Here is a 16,466-nt window from a genome sequence, read left to right on the forward strand (position 1 = left end):
GCAGGGAGTACGCAGATGTTCGGAAGAGGCGGTAACGGGCGGGACGTGATTTCGATGACCGGACGTGAGAGAGAGAAACGCATGACGTCGCTTCGCCTGCTGGAGGCCTATTGGCGCGGTCTGGCAGAGCCTTCGGGCACCGTGCCGCTGCGCAGCCAGATCGACCCCCGGGGAATCGAAAGCGTGCTGGAATACGCATTCCTCGCCGAACGCATCGCGCCCTCGCTGGCCAAGCTGCGGGTTGCGGGCACCCATCTCAACGACCTGATGGGGATGGAGACAGGCGGCATGCCGCTGTCGGCGCTGTTCGCCCCGGATGCGCGTGACCGACTGGGCGAAGGTGTCGGGCGGCTGTTCTCGGAAGGTGCGATGGTGCGGCTGGACCTGACCGGCGAGGAAGGCTTCGGCCGCGGCGGGCTGCAGGGCCACATGCTGCTGCTGCCGCTGCGCTCGGACATGGGGGACATGACCCGGATGATCGGCGCGCTCTGCACCACGGGCCGGATCGGCCGCACGCCGCGCCGGTTCCGGATCTCGGGCATGACCGTGACGCCGGCGCTGTCCGGCGCGATCGCCGCCGCCGCCGACCCTGCGCCCGATCGGCGGCTCAGGGAACTGGCCGAGCCGCCCGCGGCCTTCATCCCGAAGGACGGAGAGCGGCGGCGCGCGGTGCCGCATCTGCGGCTGGTGGTATCCAACGACGATTGAGACCGAGGCAGGGAACAGAAAAAACCTTCGTCCCGATGGCTTGTGCGGCGCTTTTCGTCCTTGCCGCCGCAGGGCCCGAGCAGAAAGAACCCTCGCAAGGAGAATCCTGCGAGGGTCTTCTTTTGTCTCTGGTCCGGCGAGGTCGGAGGCGCGGACGGACCGGGCGGCGCAACGGCGCCCGGCCCGGCGGCGTCATTCGGCGGCCAGCGCCAGCGGCTGATGATCGCGCAGCACCTGCTGGAACTCGTCGCGCTGACCGGCATAGGCCAGCGTCGCCCGCAGCATCCCCGCCTTCGAGCCGCAGTCGAAGCGGCTGCCGCTGAACCGGAAGCCGCAGAGGCCGACGCGCGCGGCCCCCCTCGCGATGGAATCGGTCAGCTGTATCTCTCCGCCGAGGCCGGGTTCCTGGTGGCGCAGATCGTCGAAGATCGAGCCGTCGAGCACGTAGCGTCCGACCACCGCCTGCAGCGAGGGCGCCTCTTCCGCGGCGGGTTTTTCGACCATGCCGCTGGCCTTCAGCACGTTGCCGGTCATCTCGCCCTCCGGGACCAGGACGCCGTAGGCCGAAACCTCGTCGCGCGCGACCTCCATCGTGGCAACCATGTGCCCTGCCCCGGCGCGGCCATAGGCTTCGATCATCTCGGATAGGCAGCCGGTTTCCCCCATGATGAGATCGTCCGGCAGGATCACCGCGACCGGGCCGGGCAGCGCTTTTTCGGCAGCGCAGAGCACGGCATGCCCGAGTCCGAGCGGTTCGTCCTGCATGACGAAATGCACCTGCTCCTCGTCGGGGTCGAGCGCCGCCGCGTCCAGCGCATCGGCGATGCTGTCCTTGCCGCGCCCGCGCAGGGTCTCGGACAGGTCGGTATCGGTGTGCACGTAGCGCTCGATGGCGGATTTGGACGGGTGGGACACGAAGATCATCCGTTCTATCCCGGCCGCGCGCGCCTCGTCTATGGCGAACTGGATCAGGGGGCGGTCGATGACCGGAAGCAGTTCCTTTGGGGTCGCCTTGGTCGCGGGCAGAAAACGCGTGCCCAAGCCGGCCACCGGGAAAATCGCGGTGCGCACTTTGGTGTTGGGGATCGTTGCCAGGGATGTCACGGTCGGGTCTCCTTGTCGGTCACGCCGCATTGCGGCAATCAGGGAAGAGGTTATGCCCTTTATTCACACTGGCCAAACGCCCGGACCGGGCGGAAGTTCCACCGGATCGTAACCCCTTGATATCACGTGATCCGGCTCTGCGGCCCCAAGCGCCCGGCACTGGTCGGGCCGTATGCCACAGCGGGAAAAGCCACGTTGCATTGCGATTTTCCGCCCTTCGGGCGATCAATTTCCGGTCATGCACCGTGAATTCCGCCCAATATGCGGGCAGATCGCGGGGTCACCGTGCAGGTGCAGAAAAATGCGGCACCGGGGGTGGTTTCCGGCGGAACCAGCCCTAGTGTTCATGGGGTACGGAAACCACCAGACGGAGAGCGCCTAGCGGCCAACCCGCCCCATCGGGGACGGGTCGCCCCAGTTATCATGGATGGAATGACACATATCGACCACACCCCGCCGGTTCGCCGCGCCGAGTCTCCGACCCGCGCCGAACCCTACTCCCGCATCACGATCATCGGCATGGGGGGCTGGGGCACCGCCCTCGCGACCGTTGCCGCCCGGGCCGGTCGCGACGTGCGGCTCTGGGGACGGCGGCCTGCGCTGGCGAAGCTGATCGCGGAGCGCGGCGAAAATCCCGACCACCTTGCCGGGATCGCCCTGCCACCGGGGATCACCCCCACCGCCAGCCTGGCCGAGGCGCTGGAGGGCACCGAGGCGGTGCTGATGGTGACACCCTCGCACACGCTGCGCGACATGGCGCGCGCCATGCGTCCGCATCTGCCCGCCGGGGTTCCCGTCGCCCTCTGCTGCAAGGGGATCGAGCGCGGCACCGGCTACCTGCTCAGTCACGTGGTCGAGGAGGAACTGCCCGGCCATCCCGTCGGCGCGCTCTCCGGGCCGACCTTTGCGCGCGAAACCGCGCTGGGCCATCCCACGGCGGCAACGGTCGCCTTCCCCTTCACGCATATCGACCGCATGGAGCCCGCGACGGCTCCCGCCGCGCGTCTGGCAACCACCATGCATACCGAGGCCTTCCGTCCCTATGTGTCGGACGATCTGGTCGGGGTCGAGGTCGGCGGCGCGGTCAAGAACGTGATTGCCATAGCCTGCGGCATGATGACGGGCGCCGGCTTTGCCGAAAACACCCGCGCCGCGCTCATCACGCGCGGCATGGACGAGATGAAGTTTCTCGCCGAAGCCCTTGGCGGGCGTAGGGAAACCGTCACCGGGCTTGCCGGTGCGGGGGATCTGACCCTGACCTGTTCCTCGACCACCTCGCGCAACATGAAGCTCGGCACCGAGCTCGGGCGCGGCACCCCGCGCGCCGATTGTTTCGGCGGTCTGCCCACGGTGGTCGAAGGCGAGGTCAACGCCGTCTCGGTCGTCGACCTCGCACGGCGTCTGCGCGTCTCCATGCCGATCTGCGAGTCGGTCCATGCCATCCTGCACGAGGGCGCCCCCCTCGCCGAGACCTTCCAGGTGCTCTGGGCCCGCCCCATCGAAGGCGAGCCGCGCGCGCTCGACCTCTATCTTCACACCGGTCAGGGAGAACCCGCATGAGCTCCAGCATCCACGCCAGGGACATCGCCACCAGCCGCTTCGTGCTCGCCACCGATCTCGACGGGACCTTTCTCGGCGGCTCGGAAACCGACCGCACCCGGCTCTACGAGTGGATCGAGGCCAACCGCGGGACCATCGGCCTGATCTTCGTCACCGGCCGCGATCCGCGCTTCATCCGCGAGTTGTGCGACGGCGGCGTGCCTTGGCCGGAATACGTGGTGGGCGATGTGGGCACCACCATCGCCGAGGTCCGCGACGGCCAGATCCACCCCATCGTGCCGCTGGAGGAAGAAATCGCCGCGACATGGGACAATGCCGGGCGCCGCGTCAAGACGGTGCTGCAGGGCCATCCCGGCCTGACGCTTCAGGCGACGGATTTCCGTTACAGGGTCAGCTATGACCTTGATATTGAGGGATTCGACCCCTCGGCCAGCGACATCGTGCGCGAGATGGGGCACGATCCGCTGATCTCGGACAACCGCTATTTCGACGTGCTGCCGCGCGGAATTTCCAAGGGCCCGTCCCTGCGCCGCCTCGTCGCCCATCTCGGCATCGAGGAGCGCCGCGTGCTTGCCGCCGGCGACACGCTCAACGATCTGTCGATGCTGCAATGCGGGCTGCCCGCCGTCGCCGTCGGCGGCGCAGAGGCCGCCCTTCTCAAGGAGGTCGCCGACCTGCCTCATGTTCACAAGGCCGATGCCATCGGCGCGGCGGGCATTCTCGAGGCGGTCGAGGTCTTCGACATGCACCAAGTTCCGGAAGGAGTCTGATATGTCCAGCGATCTGGTCATCGTCTATCACCGCCAACCCTACGAGGAAGTCGTCGTCGACGGCAAAACCGAATACCGCGAGAACAAGTCGCCCAACGGCATCGTCCCCACGCTGAAGAGTTTCTTCGGCAAGGTCGAGAACGCCGCCTGGGTGGCGTGGAAGGAGGCGGCCACCCCCTCGGACCCCGGGTTCGACCGGGTGGTCGAGATCGAGGACAGCTTCGGTAGATACACGGTATCGCGCCTGCCGCTGACCGCGGCGCAGGTGCGCAGCTTCTACCACATCACCTCGAAGGAGGCGTTCTGGCCGATCCTTCACGGGTTCAAGGAAAAGTACAATTACGACCCCGTCGACTGGCCCACCTTCAAGGAGGTGAACTGGGCCTTTGCCGAAGCCGCCGCCGCCGAAGCGGCGCAGGGCGCGTCGGTCTGGGTGCACGATTACAACCTCTGGCTGGTGCCGGGCTATCTGCGCCAGATGCGGCCCGACCTGCGGATTTCCTTCTACCACCACACGCCCTTCCCTTCGGCGGACATGTTCAACGTGCTGCCCTGGCGGGGCGAGATCATCGATTCCCTGCTTGCGGCGGACGTGGTCGGCTTTCACATCCCGCGCTATGCGGCGAACTTCCTGTCCGCCGTGCGCTCCCAGCACGATGTCGGCAACGTGCCCCGTGCCGCGGTGCCCGCCGACCTGATCGCCGAAGGCTCGGCCCTGTCGGATCGCACCGTGCCGACCGAAATCACCCATAACGGCCATGTCGTGCAGCTCGGCGTGACGCCGGTGGGCGTGGATGTCGACTACATCACACGCCTTGCCGGGAACGAGAACACCGCCACGCTGGCCAAGCGGTTCCGCGCCGAGGTCGGGGACAGCACGATGCTGCTCTCGGTCGGGCGCACCGACTACACCAAGGGCGGCGCGGATCAGCTTCTGGCCTTCGAACGGCTGCTGGAACGGCGTCCCGAATTGCGCGGCACGGTCCGCCTGCTGCATGTCTCGGTCTCTGCCAACCGCGCGATGACGGTCTACGAGCCGATCCAGCGCGAACTGGAAGAGATCGCGGGCCGGATCAACGGGCGCTTCGGCAGCTTCACCTTCCAACCGGTCGCGCTGATCTCGCGCGCGGTTCCGTTCGAAGAGCTGGTCGCCTGGTATCAGGTGGCGGACGTGGCCTGGATCACGCCGCTGGCGGACGGGATGAACCTGGTCTGCAAGGAATACGTCTCTGCCCGCACGGATGGCGACGGCGTGCTGGTGCTGTCGGAATTCGCCGGGGCGGCGGTCGAGATGGGGGCGGCGGTGCTGACCAACCCGTTTTCGACCCGCGCGATGGATTTCGCCATCGACCTCGCCATCGACATGCCCGAGGAGGAACGCCGCGCCCGCATGACGCTGCTGCGCGCCGCCGTGGCCAAGCGCGACACCCGCCACTGGGCAAGGGATCAGCTTGCGATGCTCTCCCCCGAGAAATTCGGTGAAGGCTCCGCCGCGGCTGCCGGCAGCGACGAAACCGCCGCTGCCTGACGCCTCGAAGCCCCGGCGTCACGGCCGGGGCGTGGCTCCGGAGGCCGGGGGCGGCACCTGCTCCCCCGCCTCGCGCATCTCGCGCCGGCGCATCGGCATGCCGTCGATCAGACCGAACAGGTCGGCGGGGCGCACCAGCCCGCTCCGGTCGAGCTTGACCAGCCCGTCCTTGCCCAGAAGCACCACCCGGAAGCCGTCCGGCGCGAAACGGTCGCGCAGGGCGCTGACGCCGCGGCCCGCAAGATCGCTCAGGATCAGCATGTCGCGCGCCTTGAGCCCCGGCTCGGTCAGTTCGAGCAGCGCTAGCTGGCGCAGGTAGCGGCCATCGGTGCCCGAGGGCGCAAAGATCAGCAGGACGCGGTGTTTCCAGCGCAGACCGGCAAGGTCCGACAGGTTGGATGGCGCCGGGCGGAATATGTCCTCGACCGGTTTCGCGGCGATCATCGTTGCGGCGATGGTCCCGGCCCCCGCCAACAGCGCGAGGCGGACCTTCGACACGGATCCGAGTGCGGTGAACATGCGGCTCCCTCCCCCAAAGGATACACAAGGGATACGCGGGCCGCCCCGCTCCGGTTCACATTTCGTCAAGAAAAAGGGCGGGGCCCGATGGACCCCGCCCGAAAACCGCGACCGGTGCCCGGTCTCAGCCGTTTGCCGCATCCGCCGGACGGTGGCGCAGCTTGGTCAGCTCCTCGGCCACGAGGAAGGCCAGTTCGAGCGACTGCGAGGCGTTGAGACGCGGGTCGCAGGCGGTGTGGTAGCGGTCCGACAGATCCTCGTCGGACACCGCGTGAACGCCGCCGGTGCATTCGGTCACGTCCTGGCCGGTCATCTCGAAATGCACGCCGCCGGGCACGGTGCCCTCGTCCTTGTGCACCGCGAAGAACTCGCGCACCTCGCGCAGGACCGCGTCGAAGGGCCGGGTCTTGTAGCCGGTGGCCGACTTGATCGTGTTGCCGTGCATCGGGTCGCAGACCCAGAGAACGTTGGCCCCCTCCTCGCGCACGGTCTTGACCAGGCGCGGCAGATGCTCGGCCACCTTGCCGGCGCCGAAGCGGGTGATGAGCGTCAGCCGGCCCGGATCGTTCAGCGGGTTCAGCTTGCGCATCAGCACCTTGAGATCGTCCGAGGTCATCGACGGCCCGCACTTGAGCCCGATGGGGTTCATCACGCCGGCGGCGAATTCCACGTGCGCGCCGTCGGGCTGACGGGTGCGGTCGCCGATCCAGATCATGTGCCCGGAACCGGCCAGCCACTTGCCCGAGGTGGAATCGACGCGGGTCAGCGCCTCTTCGTATTCCAGCAGCAGCGATTCATGGCTGGTGTAGAAGCTGACCTGATGCAGCGCCGCGGAGCGCATGGAATCGATGCCCGCCGCCTTGATGAAGTCCAGCGTGTCGGACAGCCGGTTCGCCATCTCGCGGTAGCGCGCGGCCTTCTCGCCCTCGGTGAAACCGAGCGTCCAGGCGTGGACCTGGTGCACGTCGGCGTAGCCGCCGGTGGAAAACGCCCGCAGCAGGTTCAGCGTCGCCGCCGCCTGGGTGTAGGCCTGGAGCATCTTCTTGGGGTCGGGCTTGCGCGCCTCGGCGGTGAAGGGCAGCTCGTTGATGATGTCGCCGCGGAAGCTCGGCAGTTCCACGCCGTCCACGGTTTCGGTCGGCGCCGAACGCGGCTTGGCGAACTGGCCCGCCATGCGGCCGACCTTCACCACCGGCACCTTGGCGCCGTAGGTCAGCACCATCGCCATCTGCAGCATCACCTTGAAGGTGTCGCGGATCGCATTGGCGCTGAACTGGTCGAAGGCCTCGGCACAATCGCCGCCCTGAAGCAGGAACGCCTCGCCGCGCGATGCCTTGCCGAGCTCGGTGCGAAGCTTGCGTGCCTCGCCCGCGAAGACCAGCGGCGGATACTTCGAAAGCTGCGCCTCGACGCCCTCCAGCTCGGATTGATCCTGATAATCAGGCATCTGGATCCGGGGCTTGGTTCTCCAGCTCGACTTGTTCCACTCGGTCATGGCTCTCTCCCGCAAAGTCTCCGTTAGCGAAAACGTCCCGAGCGTATAGCGAAGCGCCACGGCCATGGCCAGATGAAATGCGCCCGGTCCGCACGGCGCGGCGCGATCGGTTTGCGCCGATTGCGACATCCCTTGACGCTCTCCGGCAAGTCTGCCCTTGTGCGGGAACGTTCCGGGGTGCACCCGGACCCCATGACGACAGGGACACCGCCATGCCAGCGCCGCGAAAGAGCGTCGAGGTGGAGGACGTCACGAAGCAGCGCCGCTTCGTCTTCGTCCTGCTGCCGAACTTCACCCTGCTGAGCTTTGCCGCCGCGGTGGAGGCCTTGCGCATCGCCAACCGCATGTCGGGGCGGACGCTCTACACCTGGCAGCTGACCGGCGAGGGCGGCGGCTCGGTGCATTGTTCCGCCGGGGTGCTGTTCCAGCTCGACTGCGACCTGCCCGAGCTGACCCGCGACGACACGGTGCTGGTCTGCGGCGGCATCGACGTGCATGTGGGCACCACCAAGAAGCTGATGAACTGGCTGCGGCGCGAGGCGCGGCGCGGGCTGACGGTCGGCGGGCTCTGCACCGCATCCTACGCGCTGGCGCGGGCCGGACTGCTCGACGGCAAGCGCGCCACGATCCACTGGGAGAACCAGGACAGTTTCGAGGAGGAATTCGAGGAGGTGAAGCTGACCAAGTCGGTGTTCGTCGCCGACGGCAACCGGCTGTCCACCGCCGGGGGGACCTCCTCCATCGACCTGATGCTGAAGCTGCTCGCGGATCACCACGGCGAGGACCTCGCCAATGCCGTCGCCGACCAGCTGATCTATTCGTCGATCCGCACCGATCAGGACACCCAGCGCCTTTCGGTGCCGACCCGCATCGGCGTGCGCCATCCCAAGCTCGGCCAGGTCATCCACATCATGGAAGCCCATATCGAGGAACCGATTTCGCCCGCGCTGCTCGCCAAGGATGTCGGCATGTCGACGCGGCAGCTCGAACGGCTGTTCCGCCGCTACCTCAGCCGCTCGCCCAAGCGCTATTACATGGAACTGCGCCTGTCCAAGGCGCGCAACCTGCTGATGCAGACCGACATGAGCGTGATCAACGTCGCCCTCGCCTGCGGCTTCACCTCGCCGTCGCATTTTTCCAAGTGCTACCGGGCGCACTACCAGACCACCCCCTACCGCGAGCGCGGATCGCAGGGCGGCCGGCTGTCGGTCTGACCGGGGCGCGCGCGCCGGTCAGAACAGCGCGTTGAGCGCCGAGAAGTCGCTGTTGAAGCGGAAATTCACCGCCACGAAGGCATCCTCGCGGTCGTGCATCAGGATGTAGGCGTAGACGTAATCCACCCCGGTCCAGTAGGAGATGACCTCCTGCGACCAGCCGTTTTCCAGCTCCGCATGCCGCATCACCGCGGCTTCGGAGAAATCGGCGGGATAGATCTGGCGCACCTGGCCTTCCAGCCCGGCAAGCTGCTGTTCGGTCATCTCGTCGGCGCCGCCGAAGACGATCATCAGGTCCGCGATGCTGCGGGATTTCATCAGCCCGTCCAGCGTGGCGCGCATCGCCTCGTAGGACACGAACACGCCGTCCTGCGCCCGCGACGGGACGGGCAGGACGGCAATCGTCAGCGCGACAAGCGCGGCGCAAGACAGTCGCATGGCAAAATCCTCCGGTGATCAATCCCCGAAGTGTGCCACGCCCGCGCCCGGGCGCCTAGCCCCCGGCGGGCAGCGCGGCCCGGTAGAGCGTGCCGTTGCCCTCGCTCAGGAACCAGATGTCGCCCTCCGGCCCCTGCGCGACATCGCGGACCCGGATCGTGGCATCGGAGGCCAGCCGTTCGACCTCGGTCAGCGGATCGCCGGAAAGCCGCGCGATGTAGTCGAACTTCAGCGAGCCGACCAGCGCATCGCCGTCCCAGGCGCCGCCCTCGACGAACGCCATGCCGGACGGGGCGATCGAGGGGTCCCAGTAGGACACCGGCTGCTGCATGCCCGGCTTCTCCGTGCCCTCGCCGATCCTGCCGCCGGAGTAATGCCGCCCGTAGGCGATCACCGGCCAGCCGTAGTTCGCGCCCTTCTCGATCAGGTTGACCTCGTCCCCGCCCATGGCGCCGTGTTCGTTGACCCAGAGCCGACCCTCGGCGTCCAGCGCCGCGCCCTGCGGATTGCGATGACCGTAGGACCAGATCTCGGGCTGCGCGCCCTCCTGTCCGACGAAGGGGTTGTCCCGCGGCACCGAGCCGTCGCGGCCGATGCGGATGATCGTGCCGTTGTGGCGCGACAGATCCTGCGCGGCCTCGCGGTCGCCCCGCTCTCCCATGGTCATGTAGAGCATTCCGTCCGCGCCCTCGACCAGCCGCGAGCCGAAGTGACGCCCGCCGGAGGAGCCCGCGCTCATCTCGAAGATCGTCTCCGCCGCCTCGAGCGCGGTGCCGTCCTGCGACAGCCGCGCGCGCAGCAGCGCGGTGCCCGCGCCGCCCTCCTGCGGACGGGAATAGCTGAGATAAAGCTCGCGGCTTTCGGCGAAATCCGCCGGCACCAGCAGGTCCAGCAACCCGCCCTGCCCGCCCGCGTAGACGCGCGGCAGCCCGGTGATCTCGTGACGCGCCCCGTCCCGGACCGCCACGAGCCGCCCGTCGCGTTCGGTCACGAGGATCGTGCCGTCGGGCAGGAACCCGAAACTCCACGGGCTGTCGAGCCCTTCGACGACCGGGCTCACCCGGAGCGGACCGGCCTCGCTGGCAATGTCCTGCGCCGCCGATGCGGTGGCCCAGAAGACGGCGAGGGACAGGGTCAGAACGCGCATGATGATACCTCCGTTTCGGTTTGATATGGGGCCGCATGGAAGGGATGCAAAGCCGCTGGCGGGCTTGTGATGACGCAGGGATAGGCCGCGCTGATGCCTCTTTTCTTTTTGCATGGCGGGGCTTAGCATCCGCTCGGAAAAACATTCCACCAAGGGAGTTCAACGACCATGAAAAAATGGCTTCTGGCATCTGCCGCAATCCTCGCCGTCACCGGCACCGCCCGGGCGGAAAGCCACGCGATGGAAGCGAAGATCGGCGTGATTCTCGGCTTTACCGGCCCGATTGAATCGCTGACGCCGATGATGGCGGGCAGCGCCGAACTGGCGTTGGCGGAAGTCAACGACAGCGGCAAGTTCCTCGACGGCGTGACGCTGGTCCCGGTGCGTGCCGACAGCACCTGCACCGATGCCGCCGCCGCCACCGCCGCCGCCGAACGTCTCATCACCACCGACGGCGTGATCGCGATCATGGGCGCCGACTGTTCCGGCGTCACCGGCGCGGTCCTTGCCAACGTCGCGCTGCCGAACGGCGTGCCGATGATTTCGCCCTCGGCCACCTCCGCCGGTCTCAGCACCGTGGAGGACAACGGCCTGTTCTTCCGCACCGCGCCCTCCGACATGCGCCAGTCCGAGGTCATGGCCGAGGTTCTGGGCGAGCGCGGCATCTCCTCTGTCGCCGTGACCTACACCAACAACGACTACGGCAAGGGATTTGCCGATGCCTTCACCGCGGCCTTCGAAGCCTCGGGCGGCACGATCACCCTCGCCGCGCCGCACGAGGACGGCAAGGGCGACTATTCGGCCGAAGTCGGCGCGCTGGCCTCGGCCGGCGGCGACGTGCTGGTGGTGCTGGGGTATTCCGACCAGGGCGGCAAGGGCATGATCCGCAGCGCGCTGGACAGCGGCGCCTTCGACACCTTCGTGCTGGGTGACGGCATGTATTCCGACGCGCTGCTGACCGATCTCGGCACCTCGATCGACGGCTCCTTCGGCACCGCGCCCTGGGCCGAGGGCGACGGCGCCACGGCCTTCGGCGAACTGGCCGAAGCCGCCGGGGTGAACGCCGAAAGCACCTACACCCGCGAAAGCTACGACGCCGCGGCGCTGATCGCGCTGGCGATGATGAAGGGCGGCGAGGCCTCCTCGGCGTCGGTCGCGGCCAACGTGCTCGACGTGGCGAACGCGCCGGGCGAAAAGATCCTGCCGGGAGAGCTCGGCAAGGCCCTCGAAATCCTCGCCTCCGGCGGAGATATCGACTATGTCGGCGCCACCAACGTGGAACTGATCGGACCGGGCGAAGCCGCCGGGACCTACCGGTACTACGAGGTGAAGGACGGCAAGTACGAAACGATCTCGTTCAAGTAAGGCACGGATCGGGACGACGGCAGCCCGGAAAGCGATTTCCGGGCTGTTTCGACAAGAAGAACGGCGCCATCGACGCGCCGCGGGGGAAGCGCACGTGATCCGGGTCGAGAACCTTCACCGCCATTTCGGCGGCTTTCATGCCGTCGACGGCGCCTCGCTGGACATTGCCGCCGGGTCGATCACCGGCCTCGTGGGGCCGAACGGCGCGGGCAAGACGACGCTGTTCAACGTAATCGCCGGGGCGCTGCCGCCGACATCGGGCCGCGTGGTGATGGATGGCGAGGACATCACCGGACTTCCGCCGCACGCGCTGTTTCACAAGGGACTGCTGCGCACCTTCCAGATCGCGCACGAATTTTCCTCGATGAGCTGCCGCGAGAACCTGATGATGGTGCCCGGCGGCCAGTCGGGCGAGACCCTGTGGAACGCCTGGTTCGGGCGTGGCCGGATCGCGCAGGAGGAATCCGCGCTTCTGAAGAAGGCCGACGAGGTCATTGATTTCCTGACGATTTCCCATCTGAAGGACGAGCGGGCCGGCAATCTGTCCGGCGGTCAGAAGAAGCTGCTGGAGCTCGGCCGGACGATGATGGTGGATGCCAAGATCGTCTTTCTGGACGAGGTCGGCGCCGGGGTGAACCGGACCCTGCTCAACACCATCGCCGACGCGATCCTGCGGCTGAACCGGGAGCGCGGCTATACCTTCTGCGTGATCGAGCACGACATGGATTTCATCGGCCGTCTCTGCGATCCGGTGATCGTGATGGCAGAGGGCCGGGTGCTGGCCGAGGGTACGCTGGCCGAGATCAAGGCCAACGAGGAGGTCATCGAGGCCTATCTCGGCACCGGTCTCAAGAACAAGGAGGCGGTCCGATGACGGCACCCTCGCGCCGTGGGGGCCCTGCCCCCACACCCCCGGGATATTTGCAAACCGAAGAAGACGGGAGGTTGCGGTGACCGGCGCATCCCGTGACCCGGCGGCTGCCCGCGGGCCCTACCTCATCGGCGAGGCGATGACCGGCGGCTACGGCAGCGGCGCGGACATCCTGCACGGCTGCACCCTCGCGGTGGAGCGCGGCGAGATCGCGGTGATCGTGGGGCCGAACGGCGCGGGAAAGTCGACGGCGATGCGGGCGGTCTTCGGGATGCTGAACCTGCGGTCGGGTTCGGTCCGGCTGGATGGCGAGGACATCACGGCGCTGTCGCCGCAGGACCGGGTGGCGCGGGGCATGGGGTTCGTGCCGCAGACCCACAACATCTTTGCCTCGATGACCGTCGAGGAAAACCTGGAGATGGGGGCATTCCTGCGGCGCGACGATTTCCGGGACACGATGGCGCAGGTCTACGACCTGTTCCCGATCCTGAAGGAAAAGCGGCGTCAGGCGGCGGGGGAGCTTTCGGGCGGCCAGCGCCAGCAGGTCGCCGTGGGGCGGGCGCTGATGACGCGGCCAAAGGTGCTGATGCTGGACGAGCCGACCGCCGGAGTCTCGCCCATCGTGATGGACGAATTGTTCGACCGCATCATCGAGGTGGCGCGCACCGGGCTGCCGGTGCTCATGGTCGAACAGAACGCGCGCCAGGCGCTCGAGATCGCCGACAGGGGATATGTGCTGGTGCAGGGGCGCAACGCTCATGACGGCACCGGCAGGGATCTTCTTGCCGATCCCGAGGTCCGGGCGAGTTTTCTCGGCGGATGACCGGCCGGGGCGAAATGGAATACCGGAGGATCCGATGCACGGGTGGATGAAGACGACAGGCCTGAGGGTGGCGGCGGCCTTGGCGGTGGCGGCGGGCCTTGCGACCGGTGCGTCCGGGCAGGATCACGAGGACCATGAGGACAGTGGCGCTCCGGAGCAGGGCTATTCGCTGAAGGATGCGCCCTTCCACGTCCAATTGACCATGGAATGCCGCTTCGCCACGGAATGCCGCGAGGACGAGCCCTGCGCGGAAAGCGGCTATGGCGTGACGCTGAACGGCGATGCCGGCGGGCTCGACGAGGGGGCGATGGTGGTGAGCGTGGTGATGTCCTCGGAGACCGGCGACACCGAGATCGTCGGAGTGCGGGACGCAGGCGCGATGTCGCTCTCCGGCGGCAGTTTCGATGCGCGACACCTGCTCACCGTCGCGCCGGACGGCACGGCGCGCTACACGGTGCATTATTCCGACGGCCCGCAGGTCGTCAGCTATCTCGGCCGCTGCGAGGCGGAAGAATGACCGCCCGCGCCGAGATCGCGCCCGCCCGCCGGGGAGACGCCGGCACCGCAGGGAGGCGGCGTGCATGGATCTGCTGAACGCCCTTGTCGCGCTTGCGAATTTCGTGCTGATCCCGGCGCTGGCCTATGGCAGCCAGCTTGCGCTCGGCGCGCTTGGAGTGACGCTGATCTACGGCATCCTGCGGTTTTCCAACTTTGCCCATGGCGACACCATGGCATGGGGCACCATGTGCGCGATCCTGGCCACGCGCGCGCTGCAGGAGGCGGGTGTCACGCTCGGTCCGCTGCCGACCGCGCTGCTGGCGATCCCGGTCGGCATCCTCGGGGCGGCGGTGCTGGTGCTCGTGACCGACCGGATGGTCTATCGCTTCTACCGCGCGCAGAAGGCCAGGCCGGTGATCCTGGTCATCGTCTCGATGGGGGTGATGTTCATCTACAACGGCCTCACCCGCTTTGTCATCGGGCCGGACGACCAGACCTTTTCCGATGGCGAGCGGTTCATCATTTCCGCGCGCAGGTTCAAGGAGATGACCGGCCTCGACGAGGGGCTGGCGCTGAAGACGTCGCAGGGGATCACGGTCGTCACCGCCGTGGTGGTCGTGGCGCTGCTGTTCTGGTTCCTCGGCCGCACGCGGACCGGGAAATCCATGCGTGCCTATTCCGACAACGAGGATCTGGCGCTGCTGTCCGGGATCAATCCCGAGCGCGTGGTGCTGGTGACCTGGCTGCTGGTCGCCGCCCTCGCCACCGTGGCCGGAGTGCTCTACGGGCTCGACAAGAGCTTCAAGCCCTTCACCTATTTCCAGCTGCTGCTGCCGATCTTCGCCAGCGCCATCGTCGGCGGGCTCGGCAGTCCGCTGGGCGCCATCGCGGGCGGCTTCGTCATCGCCTTTTCCGAGGTCGGCATCACCTATGCCTGGAAGAAGGTGCTGGGCTATGCGCTGCCCGAGAGCCTGGCGCCGGACGGGCTCGTGCAGCTGCTTTCCACCGATTACAAATTCGCGGTCAGCTTCGTGATCCTGGTGATCGTGCTGCTGTTCCGCCCGACCGGCCTGTTCAGGGGGAAATCGGTATGAGGACCTTGGCTCTGTTCGCGCTGGTGGCGGCGCTGATCGTCGGAACCGGCCTGCTGCAAAGCTGGAACACCGCGCTGGTGATCCTCAACATGGGGCTGGTGAGCGCGATCATGTCGCTCGGGGTCAACCTGCAATGGGGCCTCGCCGGGCTGTTCAACGTCGGGGTCATGGGCTTTGTCGCGACCGGGGGCCTCGCCGTGGTGCTGGTGTCGGCCCCGCCGGTGGCCGAGGCCTGGTCGGCGGGCGGCGCGCGGGTGATCGGCGCCCTGCTGCTGGGTGCCGGGATCATCGCGGCGGCGGCCCTGGCCCGGGCCCGGCTGCGCCCCGGTCTGCGCGGCTGGGTGGTGGCGCTGGTGGTGCTGGCGGGCTTCTTCGTCTACCGCGCCGTGCTCGACCCCGCCGTCGAGGCGGTCGAGGCGGTGAGCCCCGCGACCACCGGCTATCTCGGCGGGCTCGGCCTGCCGGTGCTGCTGGCCTGGCCGGTGGGCGGCGTGCTGGCGGCGGGGGTCGCCTGGGCCATCGGCAAGACCGCGCTCGGGCTGCGCTCGGACTACCTGGCCATCGCGACGCTGGGCATTGCCGAGATCATCATCGCCGTGCTCAAGAACGAGGACTGGCTGGCGCGCGGGGTCAAGAACGTGATCGGCCTGCCCCGCCCGGTTCCCTACGAGATCGACCTGCAGTCCGATCCCGGCTTTGTCGAGCGCGCCGCCGGGCTGGGGCTGGACCCGACCACGGCTTCGACGCTCTACGTGAAGCTCGGTTATTCGCTGCTCTTCGCCGCCGTGCTGGTCATCCTGCTGGTGCTGGCGCAGCTTGCGCTGAAATCGCCCTGGGGACGGATGATGCGCGCGATCCGCGACAACGAGGTGGCGGCCGCGGCCATGGGCAAGAACGTGACCGCGCGGCATCTGCAGGTGTTCATCCTCGGCTCGGCGCTCTGCGGGCTGGCCGGGGCGATGATGACCACGCTCGACGGGCAGCTCACGCCCGGCACCTACCAGCCGCTGCGCTACACCTTCCTGGTCTGGGTGATGGTGATCGTCGGCGGGTCGGGCAACAACTTCGGTTCGGTGCTCGGCGGGTTCCTGATCTGGTTCCTCTGGGTGCAGGTGGAGCCGATCGGGCAATGGCTGATGGTGGCGCTGACCTCGGGCATGGCCGACGGCTCCTGGCTCAAGGCGCACCTGCTGGACAGCGTTCAGCACATGCGCCTGCTGACCATGGGGGTGATCCTGCTGCTGGTGCTGCGCTTTGCCCCGCGCGGGCTGCTCCCGGAGCGCTGACTCCCGCTAACCGTTGCTTAAGAGGTTTGCGCACAGATTGGCGCAG

Annotated in this window: 16 protein-coding genes; 11 read left to right on the top strand and 5 right to left on the bottom strand. The window is 67.7% G+C overall.

From position 1 onward, the window contains the following. The first annotated feature begins 81 nt into the window (after positions 1–81). Positions 82–708 carry a PAS domain-containing protein gene (locus ACN0RJ_RS16825; RefSeq protein ID WP_417721313.1) on the top strand — a complete coding sequence of 209 codons (627 nt, stop codon included), beginning with the start codon at positions 82–84 and terminating at the stop codon, positions 706–708. A gap of 192 nt (positions 709–900) precedes the next feature. Here the strand turns inward: ACN0RJ_RS16825 and ACN0RJ_RS16830 are convergent, their stop codons facing one another. After that, complete coding sequence (locus ACN0RJ_RS16830) at positions 901–1,842, bottom strand: UTP--glucose-1-phosphate uridylyltransferase (RefSeq protein WP_417721314.1); 942 nt, start codon at positions 1,840–1,842, stop codon at positions 901–903. 393 nt (positions 1,843–2,235) lie between these two features. Between ACN0RJ_RS16830 and ACN0RJ_RS16835 the strand changes: the two genes are divergently transcribed. The 3 genes from ACN0RJ_RS16835 to ggpS are packed head-to-tail and all read left to right on the top strand — an operon-like array spanning position 2,236 to position 5,670. Beyond that, entirely contained in the window at positions 2,236–3,372 is a 1,137-nt protein-coding gene (locus ACN0RJ_RS16835) for an NAD(P)H-dependent glycerol-3-phosphate dehydrogenase (RefSeq protein ID WP_417724983.1), read from the top strand. Further along, on the top strand, positions 3,369–4,142 hold the full coding sequence (locus tag ACN0RJ_RS16840; RefSeq protein ID WP_417724984.1) for an HAD family hydrolase: 774 nt from the start codon (positions 3,369–3,371) through the stop codon (positions 4,140–4,142). The genes ACN0RJ_RS16835 and ACN0RJ_RS16840 overlap by 4 nt, the downstream gene beginning before the upstream one ends. 1 nt (position 4,143) lies before the next feature. Then, the gene (gene ggpS, locus ACN0RJ_RS16845; RefSeq protein WP_417724985.1) at positions 4,144–5,670 is read left to right on the top strand and encodes a glucosylglycerol-phosphate synthase; all 1,527 of its coding nucleotides are present in this window, start codon (positions 4,144–4,146) and stop codon (positions 5,668–5,670) included. Between the two features lie 18 nt (positions 5,671–5,688). Here the strand turns inward: ggpS and ACN0RJ_RS16850 are convergent, their stop codons facing one another. Further along, entirely contained in the window at positions 5,689–6,189 is a 501-nt protein-coding gene (locus tag ACN0RJ_RS16850) for a DUF4174 domain-containing protein (protein ID WP_417724986.1), read from the bottom strand. Between the two features lie 124 nt (positions 6,190–6,313). Continuing rightward, positions 6,314–7,684: a class II 3-deoxy-7-phosphoheptulonate synthase gene (locus ACN0RJ_RS16855; protein ID WP_417724987.1), complete on the bottom strand. Its 1,371-nt coding sequence runs from the start codon at positions 7,682–7,684 to the stop codon at positions 6,314–6,316. A 212-nt stretch (positions 7,685–7,896) separates the two neighbouring features. Between ACN0RJ_RS16855 and ACN0RJ_RS16860 the strand changes: the two genes are divergently transcribed. Continuing rightward, a complete protein-coding gene (locus ACN0RJ_RS16860; protein ID WP_417721320.1) occupies positions 7,897–8,898 on the top strand; it encodes a GlxA family transcriptional regulator in 1,002 nt (333 codons plus the stop codon). Positions 8,899–8,916: 18 nt separating this feature from the next. On the opposite strand, the gene ACN0RJ_RS16865 is transcribed toward ACN0RJ_RS16860, so the two are convergent. Both ACN0RJ_RS16865 and ACN0RJ_RS16870 read right to left on the bottom strand, forming a co-directional pair. Beyond that, entirely contained in the window at positions 8,917–9,336 is a 420-nt protein-coding gene (locus ACN0RJ_RS16865) for a hypothetical protein (RefSeq protein WP_417721321.1), read from the bottom strand. Positions 9,337–9,391: 55 nt separating this feature from the next. Beyond that, on the bottom strand, positions 9,392–10,483 hold the full coding sequence (locus ACN0RJ_RS16870; RefSeq protein WP_417724988.1) for a PQQ-dependent sugar dehydrogenase: 1,092 nt from the start codon (positions 10,481–10,483) through the stop codon (positions 9,392–9,394). Between the two features lie 168 nt (positions 10,484–10,651). On the opposite strand from ACN0RJ_RS16870, the gene ACN0RJ_RS16875 reads away from it, so the two are divergent. From ACN0RJ_RS16875 to ACN0RJ_RS16900, 6 genes are all read left to right on the top strand, one after another. Next, positions 10,652–11,848, top strand: a complete 1,197-nt coding sequence (locus tag ACN0RJ_RS16875) for an ABC transporter substrate-binding protein (RefSeq protein ID WP_417721323.1) — start codon at positions 10,652–10,654, stop codon at positions 11,846–11,848. Between the two features lie 94 nt (positions 11,849–11,942). Next, the gene (locus ACN0RJ_RS16880; protein WP_417724989.1) at positions 11,943–12,722 is read left to right on the top strand and encodes an ABC transporter ATP-binding protein; all 780 of its coding nucleotides are present in this window, start codon (positions 11,943–11,945) and stop codon (positions 12,720–12,722) included. Between the two features lie 136 nt (positions 12,723–12,858). Beyond that, the gene (locus tag ACN0RJ_RS16885; protein WP_417721408.1) at positions 12,859–13,542 is read left to right on the top strand and encodes an ABC transporter ATP-binding protein; all 684 of its coding nucleotides are present in this window, start codon (positions 12,859–12,861) and stop codon (positions 13,540–13,542) included. A 46-nt stretch (positions 13,543–13,588) separates the two neighbouring features. Beyond that, the gene (locus ACN0RJ_RS16890) at positions 13,589–14,059 is read left to right on the top strand and encodes a hypothetical protein (RefSeq protein ID WP_417721325.1); all 471 of its coding nucleotides are present in this window, start codon (positions 13,589–13,591) and stop codon (positions 14,057–14,059) included. Positions 14,060–14,123: 64 nt separating this feature from the next. Then, positions 14,124–15,134, top strand: coding sequence for a branched-chain amino acid ABC transporter permease (locus ACN0RJ_RS16895; protein ID WP_417724990.1), 1,011 nt, complete (start codon positions 14,124–14,126; stop codon positions 15,132–15,134). Continuing rightward, positions 15,131–16,420, top strand: a complete 1,290-nt coding sequence (locus ACN0RJ_RS16900; RefSeq protein WP_417724991.1) for a branched-chain amino acid ABC transporter permease — start codon at positions 15,131–15,133, stop codon at positions 16,418–16,420. Before ACN0RJ_RS16895 ends, ACN0RJ_RS16900 begins: the two co-directional genes overlap by 4 nt. Positions 16,421–16,466 lie beyond the last annotated feature (46 nt).

The organism is Salipiger sp., from assembly GCF_048261495.1.
GTDB lineage: Bacteria > Pseudomonadota > Alphaproteobacteria > Rhodobacterales > Rhodobacteraceae > Salipiger.